The following is a 15252-nucleotide window of genomic DNA, read 5'->3' as shown; positions in this document are numbered from 1 at the left end:
CTTCACTGGAGCAATTCCAGGAAAAGTGTGAAACGGTTTTCCCACAGGAATTGCGTCAAACCCGAAGAAGGCGAGGAAAGATGGCGATCATCCTCATCGGGGCGTTGCTTACCGTCGGCGGCGTTGTGTACATGGCGAACGCGGCTCTCAGGCGCGGGCGGCTCAGTGGTCCGACACCAGCAGCTTCGGACCGCTCGATGCCAAATCTCGCAACCTCAGGCCCGACGCTTGAGCCACGACGGCGCGGACTGGGCTTTCTCGGCCTGTCCCAGAATTGGCCGGGTCTGCTGATGATGGCGGTCGGCATCATTCTGCTCTTGTCGGTGATGGTCGTCTAACCCAACAACCCGAGGAATTACGGCATCTTCATCGCCGTCGTAACCTTATCGATACCTCCTTGCTGCAAGAATCCAGGCAGCCAAGTCGCGCAGGTCTGGGGCAAGGACGAGGGGCATGTCGCTCGACTACACTTCACTTCTGCTGGCTGTCGGCTTCTCCGCCGCCTGCCTGAGCCTGACATTGTTCGGCATGTGGCTGACCGCCCGCTCGGAGCGCTTCCTGCTGACATGGGCGACCAGCCTTGTATTCGTGGTCGGCGATATCTTCGTCTATGACGCCTATATCGACATGCCCGGACGCCTGCTCGGCATCGGCGCCCTGGCCCTCCTGCTGATTGGCTTTTCGGCCATGCTGGGTGCCGCCTACCAGTTCCGAACCGGCGGCTCGCCGCTGCCGCGGGCGTTGCTGGGCTGCGTTTCGCTGGTGGTGGCGCTGCCTCCCATGGCTCTCGGCTATGATGGCCTGGGCTTCATGTTCGAGAACCTGTTCGCCGCCCTGCTCCTGCTCGCGACGGCGTTCGAATACTGGAGGGGCCGCGATGAGGCCCCTGCCCTGACGATCGGCATCACCGCGCTCTATTCGGCCACGGCCACGTCCTTCGCGCTCTGCGCCATGGTTCTTGCCTGGGACGGAAAACTGATCCTGGGACATGCGCCAAGCAACTGGGCCGAGGAACTGAGCCTCATCGTGGTCATCGCCAGCATGACGGGTATTGGCGCCTTGTCGCTTGCCCTTAACCAGGGTCGACTGGCCAGGTATCACCGCCGCGATGCGCTGACCGATCCCTTGACCGGCCTGCTCAACCGGCGCGCTCTGTTCGACATGCATGGCAATGTCCCGGTCGGCGCCTTCACCGCTGTGGTCGTCTTCGACCTCGACAACTTCAAAGCCATCAACGACGAATTCGGCCACGCTGCCGGCGACGAGGTGCTGAAGGTGTTCGCCGGGGAACTCGCCGGCAGTCTTCGCCAGACTGACGTCGCCGCGCGCATGGGCGGCGAGGAATTCGCACTGGTGTTGAAGCGCACTCTGCCGGAGACGGTCGAGGAAACAGCGGAGCGCATCCGGACCGCATTCGCGACGCGCCTGATAGAGACCGAAACCGGTTCCCTGAACTGCACGGTCAGTGCCGGGTTTGCGTTTGGCAGCAAAGAGGGCCTCAGCTTCGACAAAGTGCTCAGCGCTGCCGACAAGGCGCTCTATGACGCCAAGCGCGGCGGCCGCAACCGCGTCACTGCCTCTCCATTTCGACGGGCGGGCTGACCGCGCGTATCAATGCCAGGCCTGCGACTGCTGGATCGGCGAAAGCGCGTCTACGCCGCCATGACGATTTCATTGAAGGTATCGAGGTCGACGTAGAAGACCTTGGTGATCTCCTCGATCAGATCGTCGTAATCGCAGCCCTGTGACCTCAATATGTTGATGGCGGCGATAATGTCGACGCGTTCGGTAAGCCGCCGCTTCTGGTAGTCCTCGACGTAACGTTCCATGGCTGTCCCTTAGCCTGTGTGCCCAAACGCGTTTGAACGACTGAGATCGCAGGAGGGAAGCTAGGAAGCCTTGCTTGCGTGGAACTTGCCCGGCATCAGGCGCGCGCCCCTCGATCTGCGACAACCAGACTGGTACGGAAGCGGCCGACTCACAAAAGCCAATGCAAGATTAGCACGCGACGTTGAGCGTGCCAGAGATACAGATGAAAGGATTGGAGAAATATTGGACTTGCCAGGTGCTTCGGATTCTTCAACTGAAGTCCTGCGCCGATTCTAGAGCGGCTCACCGTTTCATGGAAACGGCGAACCACTCTAACTCTTTGTTTGACGCAATTCCCCAGGCAAAGCGCTACGCGCTTTTGCCGGGAAAACCGTTTCACACTTTCCTGGAACTGCTTAGACCGTTAGGAACTTCCGAACATCAGCCCGGTCCAGATCTTCGGCCGGACCGGTATGGACGATCTGGCCGCGGTCCATGATGTTCACCTCGTCGGCGAGTTCGCGGCAGAAGTCGAGATATTGTTCGACCAGCAGCACCGCAATGCCGGCCTGGTCGCGCAGATAGCGAATGGCACGGCCGATATCCTTGATGATCGATGGCTGGATGCCTTCTGTCGGCTCGTCGAGCACCAAGAGTTTCGGCCGCATGACCAGCGCCCTGCCGATGGCGAGCTGCTGCTGCTGACCGCCGGAAAGATCGCCGCCACGGCGGCCGAGCATCTGCTTCAGCACCGGAAACAGCTCAAAGACATGCGGCGGCACGTTGCGGTCGGCCCGTTTCAGCGGGGCAAATCCGGATTCGAGGTTTTCACGCACCGTGAGCAGCGGAAAAATCTCCCTGCCCTGCGGCACGAATGCGATGCCCGACCGGGCGCGATCATACGCCGCGCTCCGGTCGAGCGCCTTCCCCTCGAAGGCAACGCTTCCGCTCGTCAGCCGGTGGTGGCCGACGATCGATCTCATCAAACTGGTCTTGCCGACGCCGTTGCGGCCGAGCACGCAGGTGATCTTGCCGGCGCCCGCCTTCAACGACACGCCGCGCAGCGCCTGGGCGGCGCCGTAGTGGAGCGTGGCGTTGGAAACTTCGAGCATGTCAGCGCCTTCTCCAGAACCGGAGGAACGACAGATCGAAGCGATGGAATTGAACCCGCCACACCATTCTCATCTCCCCAGATAGACTTCGACGACGCGCTCGTCGGCCGAGACGAAATCGAGCGTGCCTTCCGACAGCACCGAGCCCTCATGCAGGCAGGTGACCTTGACGCCGAGCTCGCGCACGAAATGCATGTCGTGCTCGACGACGATGACCGAATGGTCGCGGGCAATATCCCTAAGCAGCCGCGCGGTTTCCTCGGTCTCGGCATCAGTCATGCCGGCGACCGGCTCGTCGACCAAAAGCAGCTTCGGGTCCTGCGCCAGGAGCATGCCGATCTCCAGCCACTGCTTCTGGCCGTGGCTAAGATTGGCGGCGAGTTCACCGCGTCTGTCGCCCAGCCGGATGACACCAAGAATGTCGTCGATCCGCCGCGCCTCGGCCGGCGAGCGGCGATGGAACAGCGCCGGGAAGATCGAACGCGGCCCCTTCAGCGCCAGCATCAGGTTTTCCTCGATCGTGTGGCTTTCGAAGACCGTCGGCTTCTGGAATTTGCGGCCGATACCCATCATGGCGATCTCGGCCTCGTCATGCCTTGTGAGATCAATCTGGCCATCGAAGAACACTTCGCCCTCGCCGGGCCGTGTCTTGCCGGTGACGATGTCCATCATCGTCGTCTTGCCGGCGCCATTGGGGCCGATGATGGCGCGCATCTCGCCCTTGTCGAGCACCAGCGACAGATTGTTGATGGCGCGAAAGCCGTCGAAGGAGACCGAGACGCCGTCGAGATAGAGGATGGTGTTCGATTTGCTCATGGCCGCTTACTCCGCCGCCTGCGGTTCAGGGTCGGGCCAGGACCATTCGCCTGGATTTCTCGCCGGCGAGCGAGCGGGCTTCGAGGTTACGGACGCCACTCCAACCTCGGTTACGGCTTCTTCAGCGACCGAGGCCGCACGCAACGCCTTCGCGTTGCCGCGCCAGCTATCCCACATGCCGATGATGCCCTTGGGCAAAAGCAGCGTGACGGCGACGAACAGGCCGCCCAGCGCAAACAGCCAGAGTTCCGGCAGCGCGCCGGTGAACCAGGATTTTCCGGCATTGACGAGCAGCGCGCCGATGATCGGTCCGACGATCGTGCCGCGTCCGCCGACGGCTGCCCAGATCACAACCTCGATCGAATTGGAGGGCTCGAATTCACCGGGATTGATGATGCCGACCTGCGGGACGTAGAGCGCGCCGGCAATACCGGCCATCACAGCCGAGACCGTGAAGGCGAACAGCTTGACGTTCTCCGCCCGCCAGCCAAGGAAGCGCGTTCGGCTCTCGGCGTCACGCACGGCCATCAGCAACTTGCCATATTTGGAACCGACGATGGCCCTGGTGATGAAGACAGCGACTGCGAGCGTCACCGCGCTGGCGGCAAACAATGCCGAGCGCGTGGCATCGGCCTGCACGTTGAAGCCCAGAATATCCTTGAAATCGGTCAGGCCGTTGTTGCCGCCGAAACCCATGTCGTTGCGGAAAAAGGCGAGCAGCAGCGCGTAGGTCATCGCCTGCGTGATGATGGAGAGATAGACGCCGGTGACACGGCTGCGGAAAGCGAACCAGCCGAAGACGAAGGCGAGCAGGCCGGGCACCGCCAGCACCATCAAGCCCGCGAACCAGAAATGGTCGAAACCGGTCCAGAACCAGGGCAATTCCTTGTAGTTCAGGAACACCATGAAATCAGGCAGGATCGGGTTGCCGTAGACACCGCGTGAGCCGATCTGGCGCATCAGATACATGCCCATCGCATAACCGCCGAGCGCGAAGAAGGCACCGTGGCCGAGCGAGAGGATGCCGCAATAGCCCCAGACCAGGTCGAGAGAAAGCGCCAGCAGCGCATAGCAGAGATATTTGCCGGTCAGCGCCACGATATAGGACGGGATGTAGAACGCGCTGGTCGGCGAAACCACAAGATTGAGCAGCGGCACGATGATGGCCGCCGCCAGCAGGATGAGAATCGTGATGGCGATGCGGCGGTCCGCACCGGCTGCGAAGAAGCGTCCTGACATCATGCTTCCACCGCCCTGCCCTTGAGCGCGAACAGGCCGCGCGGGCGCTTCTGGATGAACAGGATGATCAGCACCAGCACGACGATCTTGCCGAGCACCGCACCGGCATAGGGTTCGAGGAATTTGTTGACGATGCCAAGCGAGAAGGCGCCGACCAGCGTGCCCCACAGATTGCCGACACCGCCGAAGACGACGACCATGAAGCTGTCGATGATGTAGCCGCGGCCGAGATTGGGCGAGACATTGTCGATCTGGCTGAGCGCGACGCCGGCAATGCCGGCAATACCGGATCCCAACGCGAAGGTCAGCGCGTCGACCCATGGCGTCCTGATGCCCATCGAGGCCGCCATGCGCCGGTTGGCTGTGACGGCGCGCATCTGCAGACCCCAGGGCGTGCGCTTCATCACATAGAGCAGCACCCCGAAGACGGTGAGCGCGAAGACCAGGATCCAAAGCCGATTCCAGGTGATGGCCAGCTGGCCGACATCGAACGAACCCGACATCCAGGAGGGATTGCCGACCTCCTGATTGGTCGGCCCGAAGATCGAGCGCACAGCCTGCTGCAGGATCAGCGACACGCCCCAGGTCGCCAGCAGCGTCTCCAGCGGCCGTCCATAGAGGAAGCGGATGACGCCGCGCTCGATGGCGAGACCGACCAGTGCGGCGACCAGAAAGGCAAGCGGCAGCGCGATCACCAGCGACCAGTCGAACAGGCCGGGAAAGGATGTGCGGATCACCTGCTGGACGACGAAAGTCGTGTAGGCGCCGAGCATCACCATCTCGCCATGCGCCATGTTGATGACACCCATGACACCGAAGGTGATGGCAAGCCCGATTGCCGCCAGCAGCAGCACCGAGCCCAATGAAATGCCATACCAGATGTTTTGGCCGGCATCCCACAAGGCCAATGTCGAATTGATGTTGGCGATCGCGGCCGTCGCGGCGTCCTTGACCGCGCCCGAGGCATTTGCCTCGACCGAGGTGAGCAATGAAACCGCGTTGCGGTCGCCGCGCGCGCCGATCAGCGCGATGGCCGCCAGCCTATCGGCCTCCGGCCGGTCCGAGACCAAGACCGATGCGGCACGGGCCTGTTCGAGCAGAGCCTTGACGCTGGCCACCGTCTCACTGGCGATAGCCGTATCGAGCGGCTCGATGTTGGCGGCATCGGGTGTCTTGAACATGGTATCGGCGGCGGCGATGCGCACGGCCGGATCCTTGGCGCCAAGCGTCAGCGTGCCCAGCGCATCGCGAATGACGCGGCGCAACGTGTTGTTGACCTTGATCTTGGTGATGTCGTCCTTGGCGGCCTCGCCGGATGCTTCGTTGCTCAGCGGCTCGAAAAGCTGAATGGTTTCGCCGGTTTCCTTGCCGATGACCACCAGGGAATCGGTCTTGCGGATGTAAAGATTGCCGTCGGCGAGTGCGGCAAGCGGCCGTTCGACCAGGGGGTCCCCAGTGGCCGCCAGTTCATGGACGACAGCTCCCGTCTCCGAAAAACCCTTGGCAGTCGCGAATTTGGCGACGATGCCACGCAGATCGGCTTCGCTTGCCCCCGACGACGACAGCGTCGCCAGCAGGAACAGCAGCATCAGGCCAATCGTGCGGAACAAGGTCATCGGCTCCAGGTAACTCCTGAACGGTTGATGTCGCGCCCGGGCGGATTTGGAGGACGAAGTCCGCCCGGAGCGCTTGCGGTCTTGGTCATGGACCCGAAGGTCCAGACCGGGAGGGTCAGTTCGTCCCCTTGCCGCCGCACTTGCCGGTGGCAACGTTGAAGTTGCCGCAGGACAAGGGCTTGCGCCAATCGGAAATCAGGTCCTTGGAGTCCGGCAGGTAATCCGACCATTCGTCGCCCATCACCAGGCCCGGTGTGCGCGAAACCGTCTCGAACTGGCCGTTGGCCTGGATTTCACCGATCAGTACCGGTTTGGTGATGTGGTGGTTCGGCATCATCGTCGCATAGCCGCCGGTCAGGTTCGGCACCGAAACGCCGATCATGGCGTCGATGACCTTGTCCGGGTCGGTGGTGCCAGCCTTCTCGACCGCCTTCACCCACATGTTGAAGCCGATATAGTGGGCTTCCATCGGGTCGTTGGTCGTGCGCTTGTTGTTCTTGATGAACTTGTGCCAGTTGGCGATGAACTTCTTGTTTTCGGGCGTATCGACGCTTTCAAAGTAGTTCCAGGCGGCGAGATGGCCGACGAGCGGCGCGGTGTCGAGACCGGCCAGCTCTTCCTCGCCGACCGAGAACGCCATGACCGGGATGTCCTCGGCCTTGATGCCCTGGTTGCCGAGTTCCTTGTAGAACGGCACGTTGGCGTCGCCGTTCACGGTCGAGACGACGGCGGTCTTCTTGCCGGCCGAGCCGAACTTCTTGATCGCCGAGACTTCGGTCTGCCAGTCGGAGAAACCGAACGGCGTGTAGTTGACCATGATGTCTTCGGCCGCGACGCCCTTCGACTTCAGATAGGCTTCGAGGATCTTGTTGGTGGTGCGCGGATAGACATAGTCGGTGCCTTCGAGCACCCAGCGCTTTACCGAACCGCCATCTTCGCCCATCAGATAGTCGACGGCCGGAATGGCCTGCTGGTTGGGCGCGGCACCGGTGTAGAACACGTTGCGCTCGCTCTCCTCGCCCTCATACTGGACGGGATAGAACAGGATGTTGTCGAGTTCCGAGAACACCGGCAGCACCGATTTGCGCGACACCGAAGTCCAGCAGCCGAACACCGCCGCGACCTTGTCCTTCGAAATCAGCTCGCGGGCCTTTTCGGCGAACAGCGGCCAATTGGAGGCCGGATCGACGACGACGGCTTCGAGCTTCTTGCCGAGCAGGCCGCCCTTGGCGTTCTGCTCGTCGATGAGCATCAGCATGGCGTCCTTCAGCGTCGTCTCCGAAATCGCCATCGTCCCCGACAGCGAATGCAGGATGCCGACCTTGATCGTATCGTCGGCCGCCCTGGCGGGAGCCGACATCAACAGACCGGCGGCGACCACGCTCGCCGAAAACATTTTTGTTATTGTCGAGAAATTACCCCTCATACGGAAGACTCCCAAGCTGGTTGATTGCACCGCAGCCATGCAATGCAACCCCCATGCCAACCGCTGCGGGGACGTTCAAAAGCGGCAAATAGCCAAACGTTATCAGCCTGTTGTTATATCAGGTTGAACCTGACAAAGAGAGCCGGTTAGAAATTGGTTGAGGGAAATTTGCGCAGAGCATAGGACATCTGCCTAATTTTCGCCCAATTTGATCAAATGCCTAGATTTTGATCTTCGCGACGCGTGCCGTGGACGACAAATGTTGCGGTACAGCGCAAAAATAGGGCAAGCTCGCCCCTCAATCGAGTGACGCCATGGCATTCCTGATTTCACGCATTTTTATCGGCATCTTGCTTCTGGCGACAGCGACCGGTGCCGCCCGGGCCGACTTCAGCGACGGCAAGATGCCCGATGGCACCTATCATTGCGAGGTCTACCTGCTCGGCATGTTCCTTAACCTCGGCGACATCACCATCAAGGGAAATGTCTACACTGGCCCGGTCACCTTCGGGAAGGCCCAGCAGGGTTATAACTACCAGATGGATGCAAACGGTGTGATCTCCTGGCTGGGACCCCTCGGAGGCTATACGGCTGGCGGCAATTCCTTGTCCCTCACCCAGGCAACGCTGGATGGCCAGACCCCGCCCTCCTTCGACATCATCATGAAGCAGCCCGACGGGGCCTTCACCGCCTCGACCTGCACGAAGAACTGAGACACCGACCAAAAAAAGGCGCGGAACCTTGTGGGATTCCGCGCCAGCAGGCAGTTGGGAGGAGCTGTACTCAGATGGTCTTGGCCGACATCTGGGCGGCGATGTAGTCGGCCTGGCGGATCGCCAGCGACACGATGGTCAAGGTCGGGTTTTCGGCGGCACCCGTCGTGAACTGACTGCCATCAGACACGAACAGGTTCTTGATGTCGTGCGTCTGGCCATGCTTGTTGACGACGCCGTCGTCCGCCCTTTCACTCATCCGGTTGGTGCCGAGATTGTGCGTCGACGGATAGGGCGGCGTCGGGAAGGTGCGTGTTGCGCCAACCGCTGCGTAGAGCGCCGAGGCCTGCTTGTAGGCATGGTTGCGCATGGCCGTGTCGTTCGGATGGTCGTCGAAATGCACGTCGGCGATCGGCATGCCGTGCTCGTCCTTCTCGTCCGCATGCAGCGTGATTCGGTTCTCCGCGCGTGGCATGTCCTCGCCGACGATCCATAGGCCGGCCATATGGTCGTAATGGTCGAGCGCCGTGGTGAAGGAGCGCCCCCAGCCGCCGGGGTTCAGGAAAGCCGCCATGAACGGCAGTCCGAGCGACAGCGTCTCGAACTCGTAGCCACCCGCGAAACCGCGCGACGGATCATGGCGTGCTTCGTCGCGGATGATGCCGGCCATGGTGGTGCCGCGATACATGTGCACCGGCTTGTCGAAGATGGCGTAGACCGAGCCGGTGGTGTGGCGCATGTAGTTCTTGCCCACCTGCCCTGACGAGTTGGCAAGTCCGCGCGGGAATTTGGCCGATTCGGAATTGAGCAGCAGGCGCGGGCTTTCGATCGAATTGCCGGCGACGGCGACGATTCGAGCCTTCTGCTCCTGCAGCTTGCCGTCCTTGTCGGCATAGACGACGCCGGTCACCCTGCCCGAAGCATCATGGTTGATCTTGATCGCCATGGCGTTGGGACGGACTTCGAGATGGCCTGTCGCCTCGCCCTTGGGGATCTCGGTGTAGAGCGTCGACCATTTGGCACCCCATTTGCAACCCTGGAAGCAGAAGCCGGTCTGCTGGCAGGAGTTGCGGTCGTCGCGTTCTACCGAGTTGATCGCCATGTTGCCGGTGTGGCATTCCTTGTAGCCGAGCTTGTCGGCGCCGGCTTTCAGCACCTTGAAATTGTTGTTGCCGGGCAGCCGCGGCCAGTCATTGGTGCCGGTCACGCCCATCTTGGCTTCCGCCTTGGCGTAATAAGGCTCCATCTCGGCCAGCGTGACCGGCCAGTCCAAAAGGTTGGCGCCTTCCAGCTTGCCGTAGGTCGACAGCGTCTTGAACTCATGCTCCTGGAAGCGCAGCGACGCTCCGGCCCAGTGCGTGGTCGATCCGCCGACCGACTTGACGATCCAGGCCGGCAGGTTCGGAAAATCCTTGGCCACGCGCCAGTCGCCAGACGTGGTGCGCTTGTCCTTCCAGGCGAGTTGGGAAAAGGAATCCCACTCGTCGTTGATGAAGTCCTCATATTCGTGGCGCGCGCCGGCCTCGAGGATGACGACGTCGACGCCTTTCTGCGCCAGTTCGTTGCCGAGCGTGCCGCCGCCGGCGCCCGAGCCGATGATGACGACCACGCCGTCATTGTTGAGATCAAATGCTGCTGCCATGGTTTCCTCCCATGAATTCCTGTTTGCGGGTATCGAGACGACGGGGCTCAGAGCCACTCGATGTCGTTGAAACCACGCGCGATGTAGCCGCCCTTGGAATAGGATTCGCCCTCGTAGCCGAAGATCGGCCAGATCTCTTTCTGGTTGTAGAGACTGACCACGAGACCGCCGCGGACAGTCTGGAAGAAGGGCGAACTCTCGATATCCCTGAGCAGCGCCACACGCTGCTCTTCCCAGCCAAGCCCACGATAGCCGCCGCTGCCGGCCTTCTTGTCGAGATCGGCGATGCCGTTTTCGATCAGCTCCTTGTGAGCCGGATCCTTGCCGGCCATCTCGTCATGCCCCTTGACCGCGACGGCGTAATATTTGTCCGGGACCTGGTCGTGCGGGTAGATATCGCGCGCCACCTGGATCAGCGTTGCCATCGTCTCCGGCTTCAGCGCCGAGGTCTCCAGCCCCCAGGCATGTTGCGGGCTGATGACGGCGCTGCCGGAGATGACGAGCATCGCGCCGATCCCGCCGCGTTTCAGAAGCTCGCGCCGCGAAAGGCCAGGCTTCCTCTCATAGATCGTGACCATATTGTTCCTCCCTGCTTGCTGTTCGCACCCCATGGGTGCCGTTGCTGGCGCCGCGCTGGTCCGCGCGGCCGCTATTGGAAGCGCCCTCCACGCTGCAGAACCTCGATCTTGTAGCCGTCGGGGTCCTCGATGAAGAAAAAGCGGGCGATGAGCGAACCGTCGCGGTTGAATTCGACGATCTTCTTCGGGCTGAGGCCGAGCGCGCCGAGCCGGTCGTGCTCGCTGTCGAGATCGGCGACCGAGACCGCAAGGTGGCCATAGCCGTCGCCAAGGATATAAGGCTCCTGCCGCCCCTTGTTGACGGTCAACTCGACTTCGAAAGGCGCGTCGGCATTGCTGAGGTAGACCAGCGTAAAGGTCTCGAAATCCAGCCGCTGAGCGATGTCGAGGCCGAAGGCCTTGTTGTAGAAATCGATGGACCGGGCCTCGTCGAGAACCCGGATCATGGTGTGGATTGCCTTCGCCAAATCAGACTCCGCAGCTTCAAAGCTTTCGAAGCTGATTATGCGCGCCGGCGAAGAAAGGTGGTGGCAGCCGATTACCACGCCTGGGATCGGAAAATTGATAGTGTCGCCCCGTCTAAGGACGAAAGTCCGATTGCCGTTATCGACCGTCCGGTCGAAGATGAAATCGTAGGCAGTGTTCAAAAGGCGTCGACGGCTCCGTCAGTGCCCAAGACCAACAAAAACGGGAGGTAACGATGTGCAGAGTGTTTGCCGCACAGGATCCGCAGGGCTATCGCCAGATCAACCGGTCGATCCGCATCGACGGACATTCGACCAGCATCCAGCTCGAGGCGACGTTCTGGGCCTTGCTCGACGAAATCGCTGAAAGCCAGAACCTGACGACGCCGAAATTCATCTCGAAACTTTATGACGAAGCCATCGAGATCAACGGCGAGATCCCCAATTTCGCGTCCATGCTGCGCACCACCTGCGCGCTCTATCTGCGTGGCCATCGCCCTGGTCTGGACGAGCGGATGGCGCTGAAGCAGGAAGCGGCCTAGCCAGCGACTTCTAAGACTCCAGCACGTCCTTGACGATCGTCGCCAATTGCTTGAGCGAGAACGGCTTCGGCAGGAAGCCGAAATGCGCGTCGGCCGGCAGGTTCCTGGCGAATGCGTCTTCGGCATAGCCTGACACGAAGACGAACTTGATATCCGGCTGGCGCTTGCGCAATTCGCCAAGCAGGGTCGGCCCGTCCATCTCCGGCATCACCACGTCGGAAACGACGATATCCACCTTGCCGCCGAGTGCCTCGAACACTTCCAGCGCCTCGACGCCCGAGGACGCCTCGTGCACCGTATAGCCGCGCGAGGTCAGCGCACGCATGCCGCCCATGCGCACGGCATCCTCGTCCTCGACCAGCAGCACCGTGGCCGACCCGGACAGGTCCTTGCTGCTGTCGGCCGGCTTGACCGGCGCCGCGCTGGGCGCTTCACCGAGCTCGGCTGCCGTCTTTGCTTCCGCGATGTGGCGCGGCAGGAAGATACGGAAGGTCGATCCCTTGCCGACTTCCGAATCGCAGAAAATGAAGCCGCCGGTCTGCTTGATGATGCCGTAGACCATGGACAGGCCGAGGCCCGTGCCCTTGCCGACCTCCTTGGTGGTGAAGAACGGCTCGAAGATCTTCTTCAGCACCTCGGGCGCGATGCCGCTGCCGGTGTCCTCGACTTCGACCACGACATAGTCGGCGGCGGTGAGTTCGCGATAGGGGAAGGTCTTGCACTCTTCGGCGGTCACGTTGCGGGTGCGCACCGTGAGATCGCCGCCGGCCGGCATTGCGTCGCGCGCGTTGACCGCCAGGTTGACCACCACCTGTTCGAACTGGCCGATATCGACCTTGACCGGCCAAAGATCACGGCCGTGGTCGACCTTCAGCTTGATGTCGTTGCCGACCAGCCGGGCAAGCAGCATCCTGAGATCGGCGAGCACGTCAGTCAGGTTCAGCACTTCCGGCCGCAGCGTCTGCTTGCGCGAGAAGGCCAGCAGCTGTCTGACCAGCGAAGCAGCGCGATTGGCGTTCTGCTTGATGTTCATGATGTCGGGGAAGGACGGATCCGACGGCCGATGATTGGTCAAAAGCAGGTCCGACGCCATGATGATGGCGGTCAGCACATTGTTGAAATCGTGGGCGATGCCGCCGGCGAGTTGCCCGACCGCCTGCATCTTCTGGCTTTGCGCCATCTGCCCTTCGAGCGCCTTCTGCTCGGTCGTCTCGACGGCATATACGATGGCCGATTCTTCGGCACCCTCGCCGCCGGTGCCGTCGGCGACGGCGTTGACGTAGAAACGGATGTGCCGCTCCTCGTTGCCGGGCAGCATGGTGTCGATCGGGTCGATGTCGGCCTGCCGCTGCCGGGCTTTCTCGAATGCGGCGGCAAAGGCCGGCCGGTCGCGCCCATGGATCACCGTGTCGAGCCGCACGCGGCGATCCACGGCGTCGCGGTCGACGACCGAGGAAAACAGCGACAGGAATGGCGCGTTGGTGCGCAGGATGCGTCCGCTGGCATCGACGCCCGCGATCGCCATCGGCGTCGAGTTGAAGAAGCGGGTGAAGCGCACCTCCGAGGCCCGCAGATCAGCCGAGGCGTCCTCGCCCTGCGTGCGGTTGAGCACGATCGTGCGCGTCGGGCCACCGACGCCTTCGCGGCTGGCCGAAACGCGATGCATGAAGCGCACCGGCAGCGCTTCCCCCGTCATCGTCGTCAGGTCGAGATCGATGACCGCATTGCGCGTCGTGCCGGGGTCGGCCTTGACCGAGCGCACCAGCGCCATGCCGTCCCCGGCAACGATATCCGGCAAGGTCACGGCGCCGGGCGTGAAACTGGCGAGATCGATGCCCAGCCATTCCGCGAGCGTGGCGTTGATATAGGTGACGCGGCCGTCCTGGTCGGCGGAAAAGAAGCCGGCCGGAGCGTGGTCGAGATGATCGATGGCCTTCTGCAGGTCGAGGAAGAAGCGCTCCTGCTCGGCGCGCTCCTGCGAAATATCGGCGAGTTGCCAGGCCAGCATCGGCAAGCGCTGGCCCGGAACGCTGAACGTGCGGGCGCGCGCCCTGTACCAGCGGGCGCCCGGTTCGGCGCCGGGCCGGATCGATTGCGCTAGCCGGAACTCGCCGTCGCCCGGCTGGCCGTCACGCAGGCCGGAGGCCAGCCGGTAAATGGTCACCGAGGCCTCCGGAACGTCCGAAAGCAGCCCTTCGACCGTCTTGAGGTCGGCGGCCGAGGAGGCTCCGGTCATGTCGGCATAGGCGCGGTTGGCATAGACGACGCGGCCTTTGGTGTCCGTCACAAGGAGGCCTTGGCCCATTGAATCGACGAAAGCCTTGGACAGTTCATCGCCGGTCGAGCGCGGCGTGATCTGCACGAAGCCGATCGCGGTCGCAAACAGGAAGCCGACACCGATCATCGCCAGCACGCCGAGCATGCCGAGCAGGAAGGGATCGCCGAGGCGCTCGCGGAACAGGCCGAAGACGATCGCGGCCCCCGTCAGAACGACGATGAAGATGACAAGCCGGGTGACCGCGCCCGGTCGCGTGTTCTGATCGACGATCGGTACCGGATAGAAATCGCCGCGCGCTTCCTTGGCCATATGCCCCCTGCTCGTGAAGTCCGATGTTCAGACACCCGCCCCTAATGCATGTCGCCCAAAAGTGACTTCGGTTTTGGGAAAACGACATGCATCAAAACAAGGACCTAAAGCGCGTCGCATGAATCCGCTTCAGCGCGACGCGCTTTAGCCGGTTGAATCACATTCTCCTAGTCTGGAAAAGGCCCGGGCGGCAAATGTCAGATAAAAATGATGCCGGCCGGCCTGCGAGTGTTTCAAGCTGTTCACGATGCGTGAAAGGTAACTTGCAGTGGCCCTCCGCAACGGTCTAGTGTCGCCTCACTTTCCAAACCGATCAGGGGAAACCAATGCAGTGGCTGGATAGCGTGGCGGGCCCCGGTTATGCGGCAGCACTCCTGTGGACCTTCGCGGCGCTGATCCTGCTGGTCATCGTGCTCGTCATCATCAGGCTCGTGCGCAACCTGACCTTCGGCACGTTTGTCGCCGGTGGCCGGAACCGCAAGACGCGGCTGGCCGTCATGGACGCCACCGCCGTGGACAGCCATCGCCGGCTGGTGCTGGTGCGCCGCGACGACATCGAACATCTGCTTCTGATCGGCGGCCCGACCGACGTCGTCGTCGAACGCGACATCCGTCTGGCTGCGCCGCGGCGTCCGGCGCTGACCGGAGATGGCGGCCTGCAGCCTGTCCCAGCCGCGACGGCCCCGGCGGCGAAACCACGGCCACCTC

The 15252-nt window shown here is 62.2% G+C and carries 14 protein-coding genes and 1 pseudogene; 5 read left to right on the top strand and 10 right to left on the bottom strand.

Annotated elements, in window-relative coordinates:
* Positions 1–80: 80 nt before the first annotated feature.
* Together JT360_RS07635 and JT360_RS07630 are read left to right on the top strand one after the other, a co-directional pair.
* A complete protein-coding gene (locus JT360_RS07635; RefSeq protein WP_214470859.1) occupies positions 81–338 on the top strand; it encodes a hypothetical protein in 258 nt (85 codons plus the stop codon).
* Positions 339–453: 115 nt separating this feature from the next.
* Positions 454–1602, top strand: a complete 1149-nt coding sequence (locus tag JT360_RS07630; RefSeq protein WP_214470858.1) for a GGDEF domain-containing protein — start codon at positions 454–456, stop codon at positions 1600–1602.
* 50 nt (positions 1603–1652) lie between these two features.
* Here the strand turns inward: JT360_RS07630 and JT360_RS07625 are convergent, their stop codons facing one another.
* The 6 genes from JT360_RS07625 to urtA all read right to left on the bottom strand — a co-directional run bounded on the left by JT360_RS07625 (position 1653) and on the right by urtA (position 7988).
* Positions 1653–1829 (bottom strand): hypothetical protein, encoded by a 177-nt coding sequence (locus JT360_RS07625; protein WP_013531844.1) that lies wholly within the window; start codon positions 1827–1829, stop codon positions 1653–1655.
* 396 nt (positions 1830–2225) lie between these two features.
* Positions 2226–2921 (bottom strand): urea ABC transporter ATP-binding subunit UrtE, encoded by a 696-nt coding sequence (urtE, locus tag JT360_RS07620; protein WP_214470857.1) that lies wholly within the window; start codon positions 2919–2921, stop codon positions 2226–2228.
* A 69-nt stretch (positions 2922–2990) separates the two neighbouring features.
* Complete coding sequence (urtD, locus tag JT360_RS07615; protein WP_214470856.1) at positions 2991–3737, bottom strand: urea ABC transporter ATP-binding protein UrtD; 747 nt, start codon at positions 3735–3737, stop codon at positions 2991–2993.
* Positions 3738–3743: 6 nt separating this feature from the next.
* Complete coding sequence (gene urtC / locus JT360_RS07610; RefSeq protein ID WP_502845462.1) at positions 3744–4976, bottom strand: urea ABC transporter permease subunit UrtC; 1233 nt, start codon at positions 4974–4976, stop codon at positions 3744–3746.
* On the bottom strand, positions 4976–6592 hold the full coding sequence (gene urtB / locus JT360_RS07605; protein WP_214470854.1) for an urea ABC transporter permease subunit UrtB: 1617 nt from the start codon (positions 6590–6592) through the stop codon (positions 4976–4978). Before urtB ends, urtC begins: the two co-directional genes overlap by 1 nt.
* A gap of 115 nt (positions 6593–6707) precedes the next feature.
* Positions 6708–7988: an urea ABC transporter substrate-binding protein gene (gene urtA / locus JT360_RS07600; RefSeq protein ID WP_250888666.1), complete on the bottom strand. Its 1281-nt coding sequence runs from the start codon at positions 7986–7988 to the stop codon at positions 6708–6710.
* A 344-nt stretch (positions 7989–8332) separates the two neighbouring features.
* Between urtA and JT360_RS07595 the strand changes: the two genes are divergently transcribed.
* Entirely contained in the window at positions 8333–8731 is a 399-nt protein-coding gene (locus tag JT360_RS07595) for a hypothetical protein (protein ID WP_214470852.1), read from the top strand.
* A 70-nt stretch (positions 8732–8801) separates the two neighbouring features.
* Here JT360_RS07595 and JT360_RS07590 read toward each other — a convergent pair whose 3' ends face one another.
* The 3 genes from JT360_RS07590 to JT360_RS07580 form a co-directional block, all read right to left on the bottom strand.
* On the bottom strand, positions 8802–10373 hold the full coding sequence (locus tag JT360_RS07590; RefSeq protein ID WP_214470851.1) for a GMC family oxidoreductase: 1572 nt from the start codon (positions 10371–10373) through the stop codon (positions 8802–8804).
* Positions 10374–10420: 47 nt separating this feature from the next.
* The gene (locus tag JT360_RS07585) at positions 10421–10951 is read right to left on the bottom strand and encodes a gluconate 2-dehydrogenase subunit 3 family protein (RefSeq protein ID WP_214470850.1); all 531 of its coding nucleotides are present in this window, start codon (positions 10949–10951) and stop codon (positions 10421–10423) included.
* A 71-nt stretch (positions 10952–11022) separates the two neighbouring features.
* Entirely contained in the window at positions 11023–11418 is a 396-nt protein-coding gene (locus tag JT360_RS07580; protein ID WP_214470849.1) for a VOC family protein, read from the bottom strand.
* 233 nt (positions 11419–11651) lie between these two features.
* Between JT360_RS07580 and JT360_RS07575 the strand changes: the two genes are divergently transcribed.
* Positions 11652–11957, top strand: a complete 306-nt coding sequence (locus JT360_RS07575; protein WP_214470848.1) for a ribbon-helix-helix domain-containing protein — start codon at positions 11652–11654, stop codon at positions 11955–11957.
* Positions 11958–11967: 10 nt separating this feature from the next.
* Here the strand turns inward: JT360_RS07575 and cckA are convergent, their stop codons facing one another.
* Entirely contained in the window at positions 11968–14544 is a 2577-nt protein-coding gene (cckA, locus tag JT360_RS07570; protein WP_214470847.1) for a cell cycle histidine kinase CckA, read from the bottom strand.
* Positions 14545–14870: 326 nt separating this feature from the next.
* Between cckA and JT360_RS07565 the strand changes: the two are divergent.
* Positions 14871–15252 (top strand): annotated as a pseudogene (locus JT360_RS07565) (flagellar biosynthetic protein FliO); the annotation flags it as partial.

The organism is Mesorhizobium sp. dw_380 (assembly GCF_018588885.1).
Taxonomy (GTDB): domain Bacteria; phylum Pseudomonadota; class Alphaproteobacteria; order Rhizobiales; family Rhizobiaceae; genus Mesorhizobium.
Note: the sequence above shows the minus strand (reverse complement) of the source record. Positions and strands in the feature narration are given on the sequence as shown.

Bases quoted from the DNA above. Each gene is read 5' to 3' on its own strand.
- JT360_RS07635 (WP_214470859.1), top strand. From the start codon at position 81: ATGGCGATCATCCTCATCGGGGCGTTGCTTACCGTCGGCGGCGTTGTG.
- JT360_RS07630 (WP_214470858.1), top strand. From the start codon at position 454: ATGTCGCTCGACTACACTTCACTTCTGCTGGCTGTCGGCTTCTCCGCC.
- JT360_RS07625 (WP_013531844.1), bottom strand. From the start codon at position 1,829: ATGGAACGTTACGTCGAGGACTACCAGAAGCGGCGGCTTACCGAACGC.
- urtE (WP_214470857.1), bottom strand. From the start codon at position 2,921: ATGCTCGAAGTTTCCAACGCCACGCTCCACTACGGCGCCGCCCAGGCG.
- urtD (WP_214470856.1), bottom strand. From the start codon at position 3,737: ATGAGCAAATCGAACACCATCCTCTATCTCGACGGCGTCTCGGTCTCC.
- urtC (WP_502845462.1), bottom strand. From the start codon at position 4,976: ATGTCAGGACGCTTCTTCGCAGCCGGTGCGGACCGCCGCATCGCCATC.
- urtB (WP_214470854.1), bottom strand. From the start codon at position 6,592: ATGACCTTGTTCCGCACGATTGGCCTGATGCTGCTGTTCCTGCTGGCG.
- urtA (WP_250888666.1), bottom strand. From the start codon at position 7,988: ATGTTTTCGGCGAGCGTGGTCGCCGCCGGTCTGTTGATGTCGGCTCCC.
- JT360_RS07595 (WP_214470852.1), top strand. From the start codon at position 8,333: ATGGCATTCCTGATTTCACGCATTTTTATCGGCATCTTGCTTCTGGCG.
- JT360_RS07590 (WP_214470851.1), bottom strand. From the start codon at position 10,373: ATGGCAGCAGCATTTGATCTCAACAATGACGGCGTGGTCGTCATCATC.
- JT360_RS07585 (WP_214470850.1), bottom strand. From the start codon at position 10,951: ATGGTCACGATCTATGAGAGGAAGCCTGGCCTTTCGCGGCGCGAGCTT.
- JT360_RS07575 (WP_214470848.1), top strand. From the start codon at position 11,652: ATGTGCAGAGTGTTTGCCGCACAGGATCCGCAGGGCTATCGCCAGATC.
- cckA (WP_214470847.1), bottom strand. From the start codon at position 14,544: ATGGCCAAGGAAGCGCGCGGCGATTTCTATCCGGTACCGATCGTCGAT.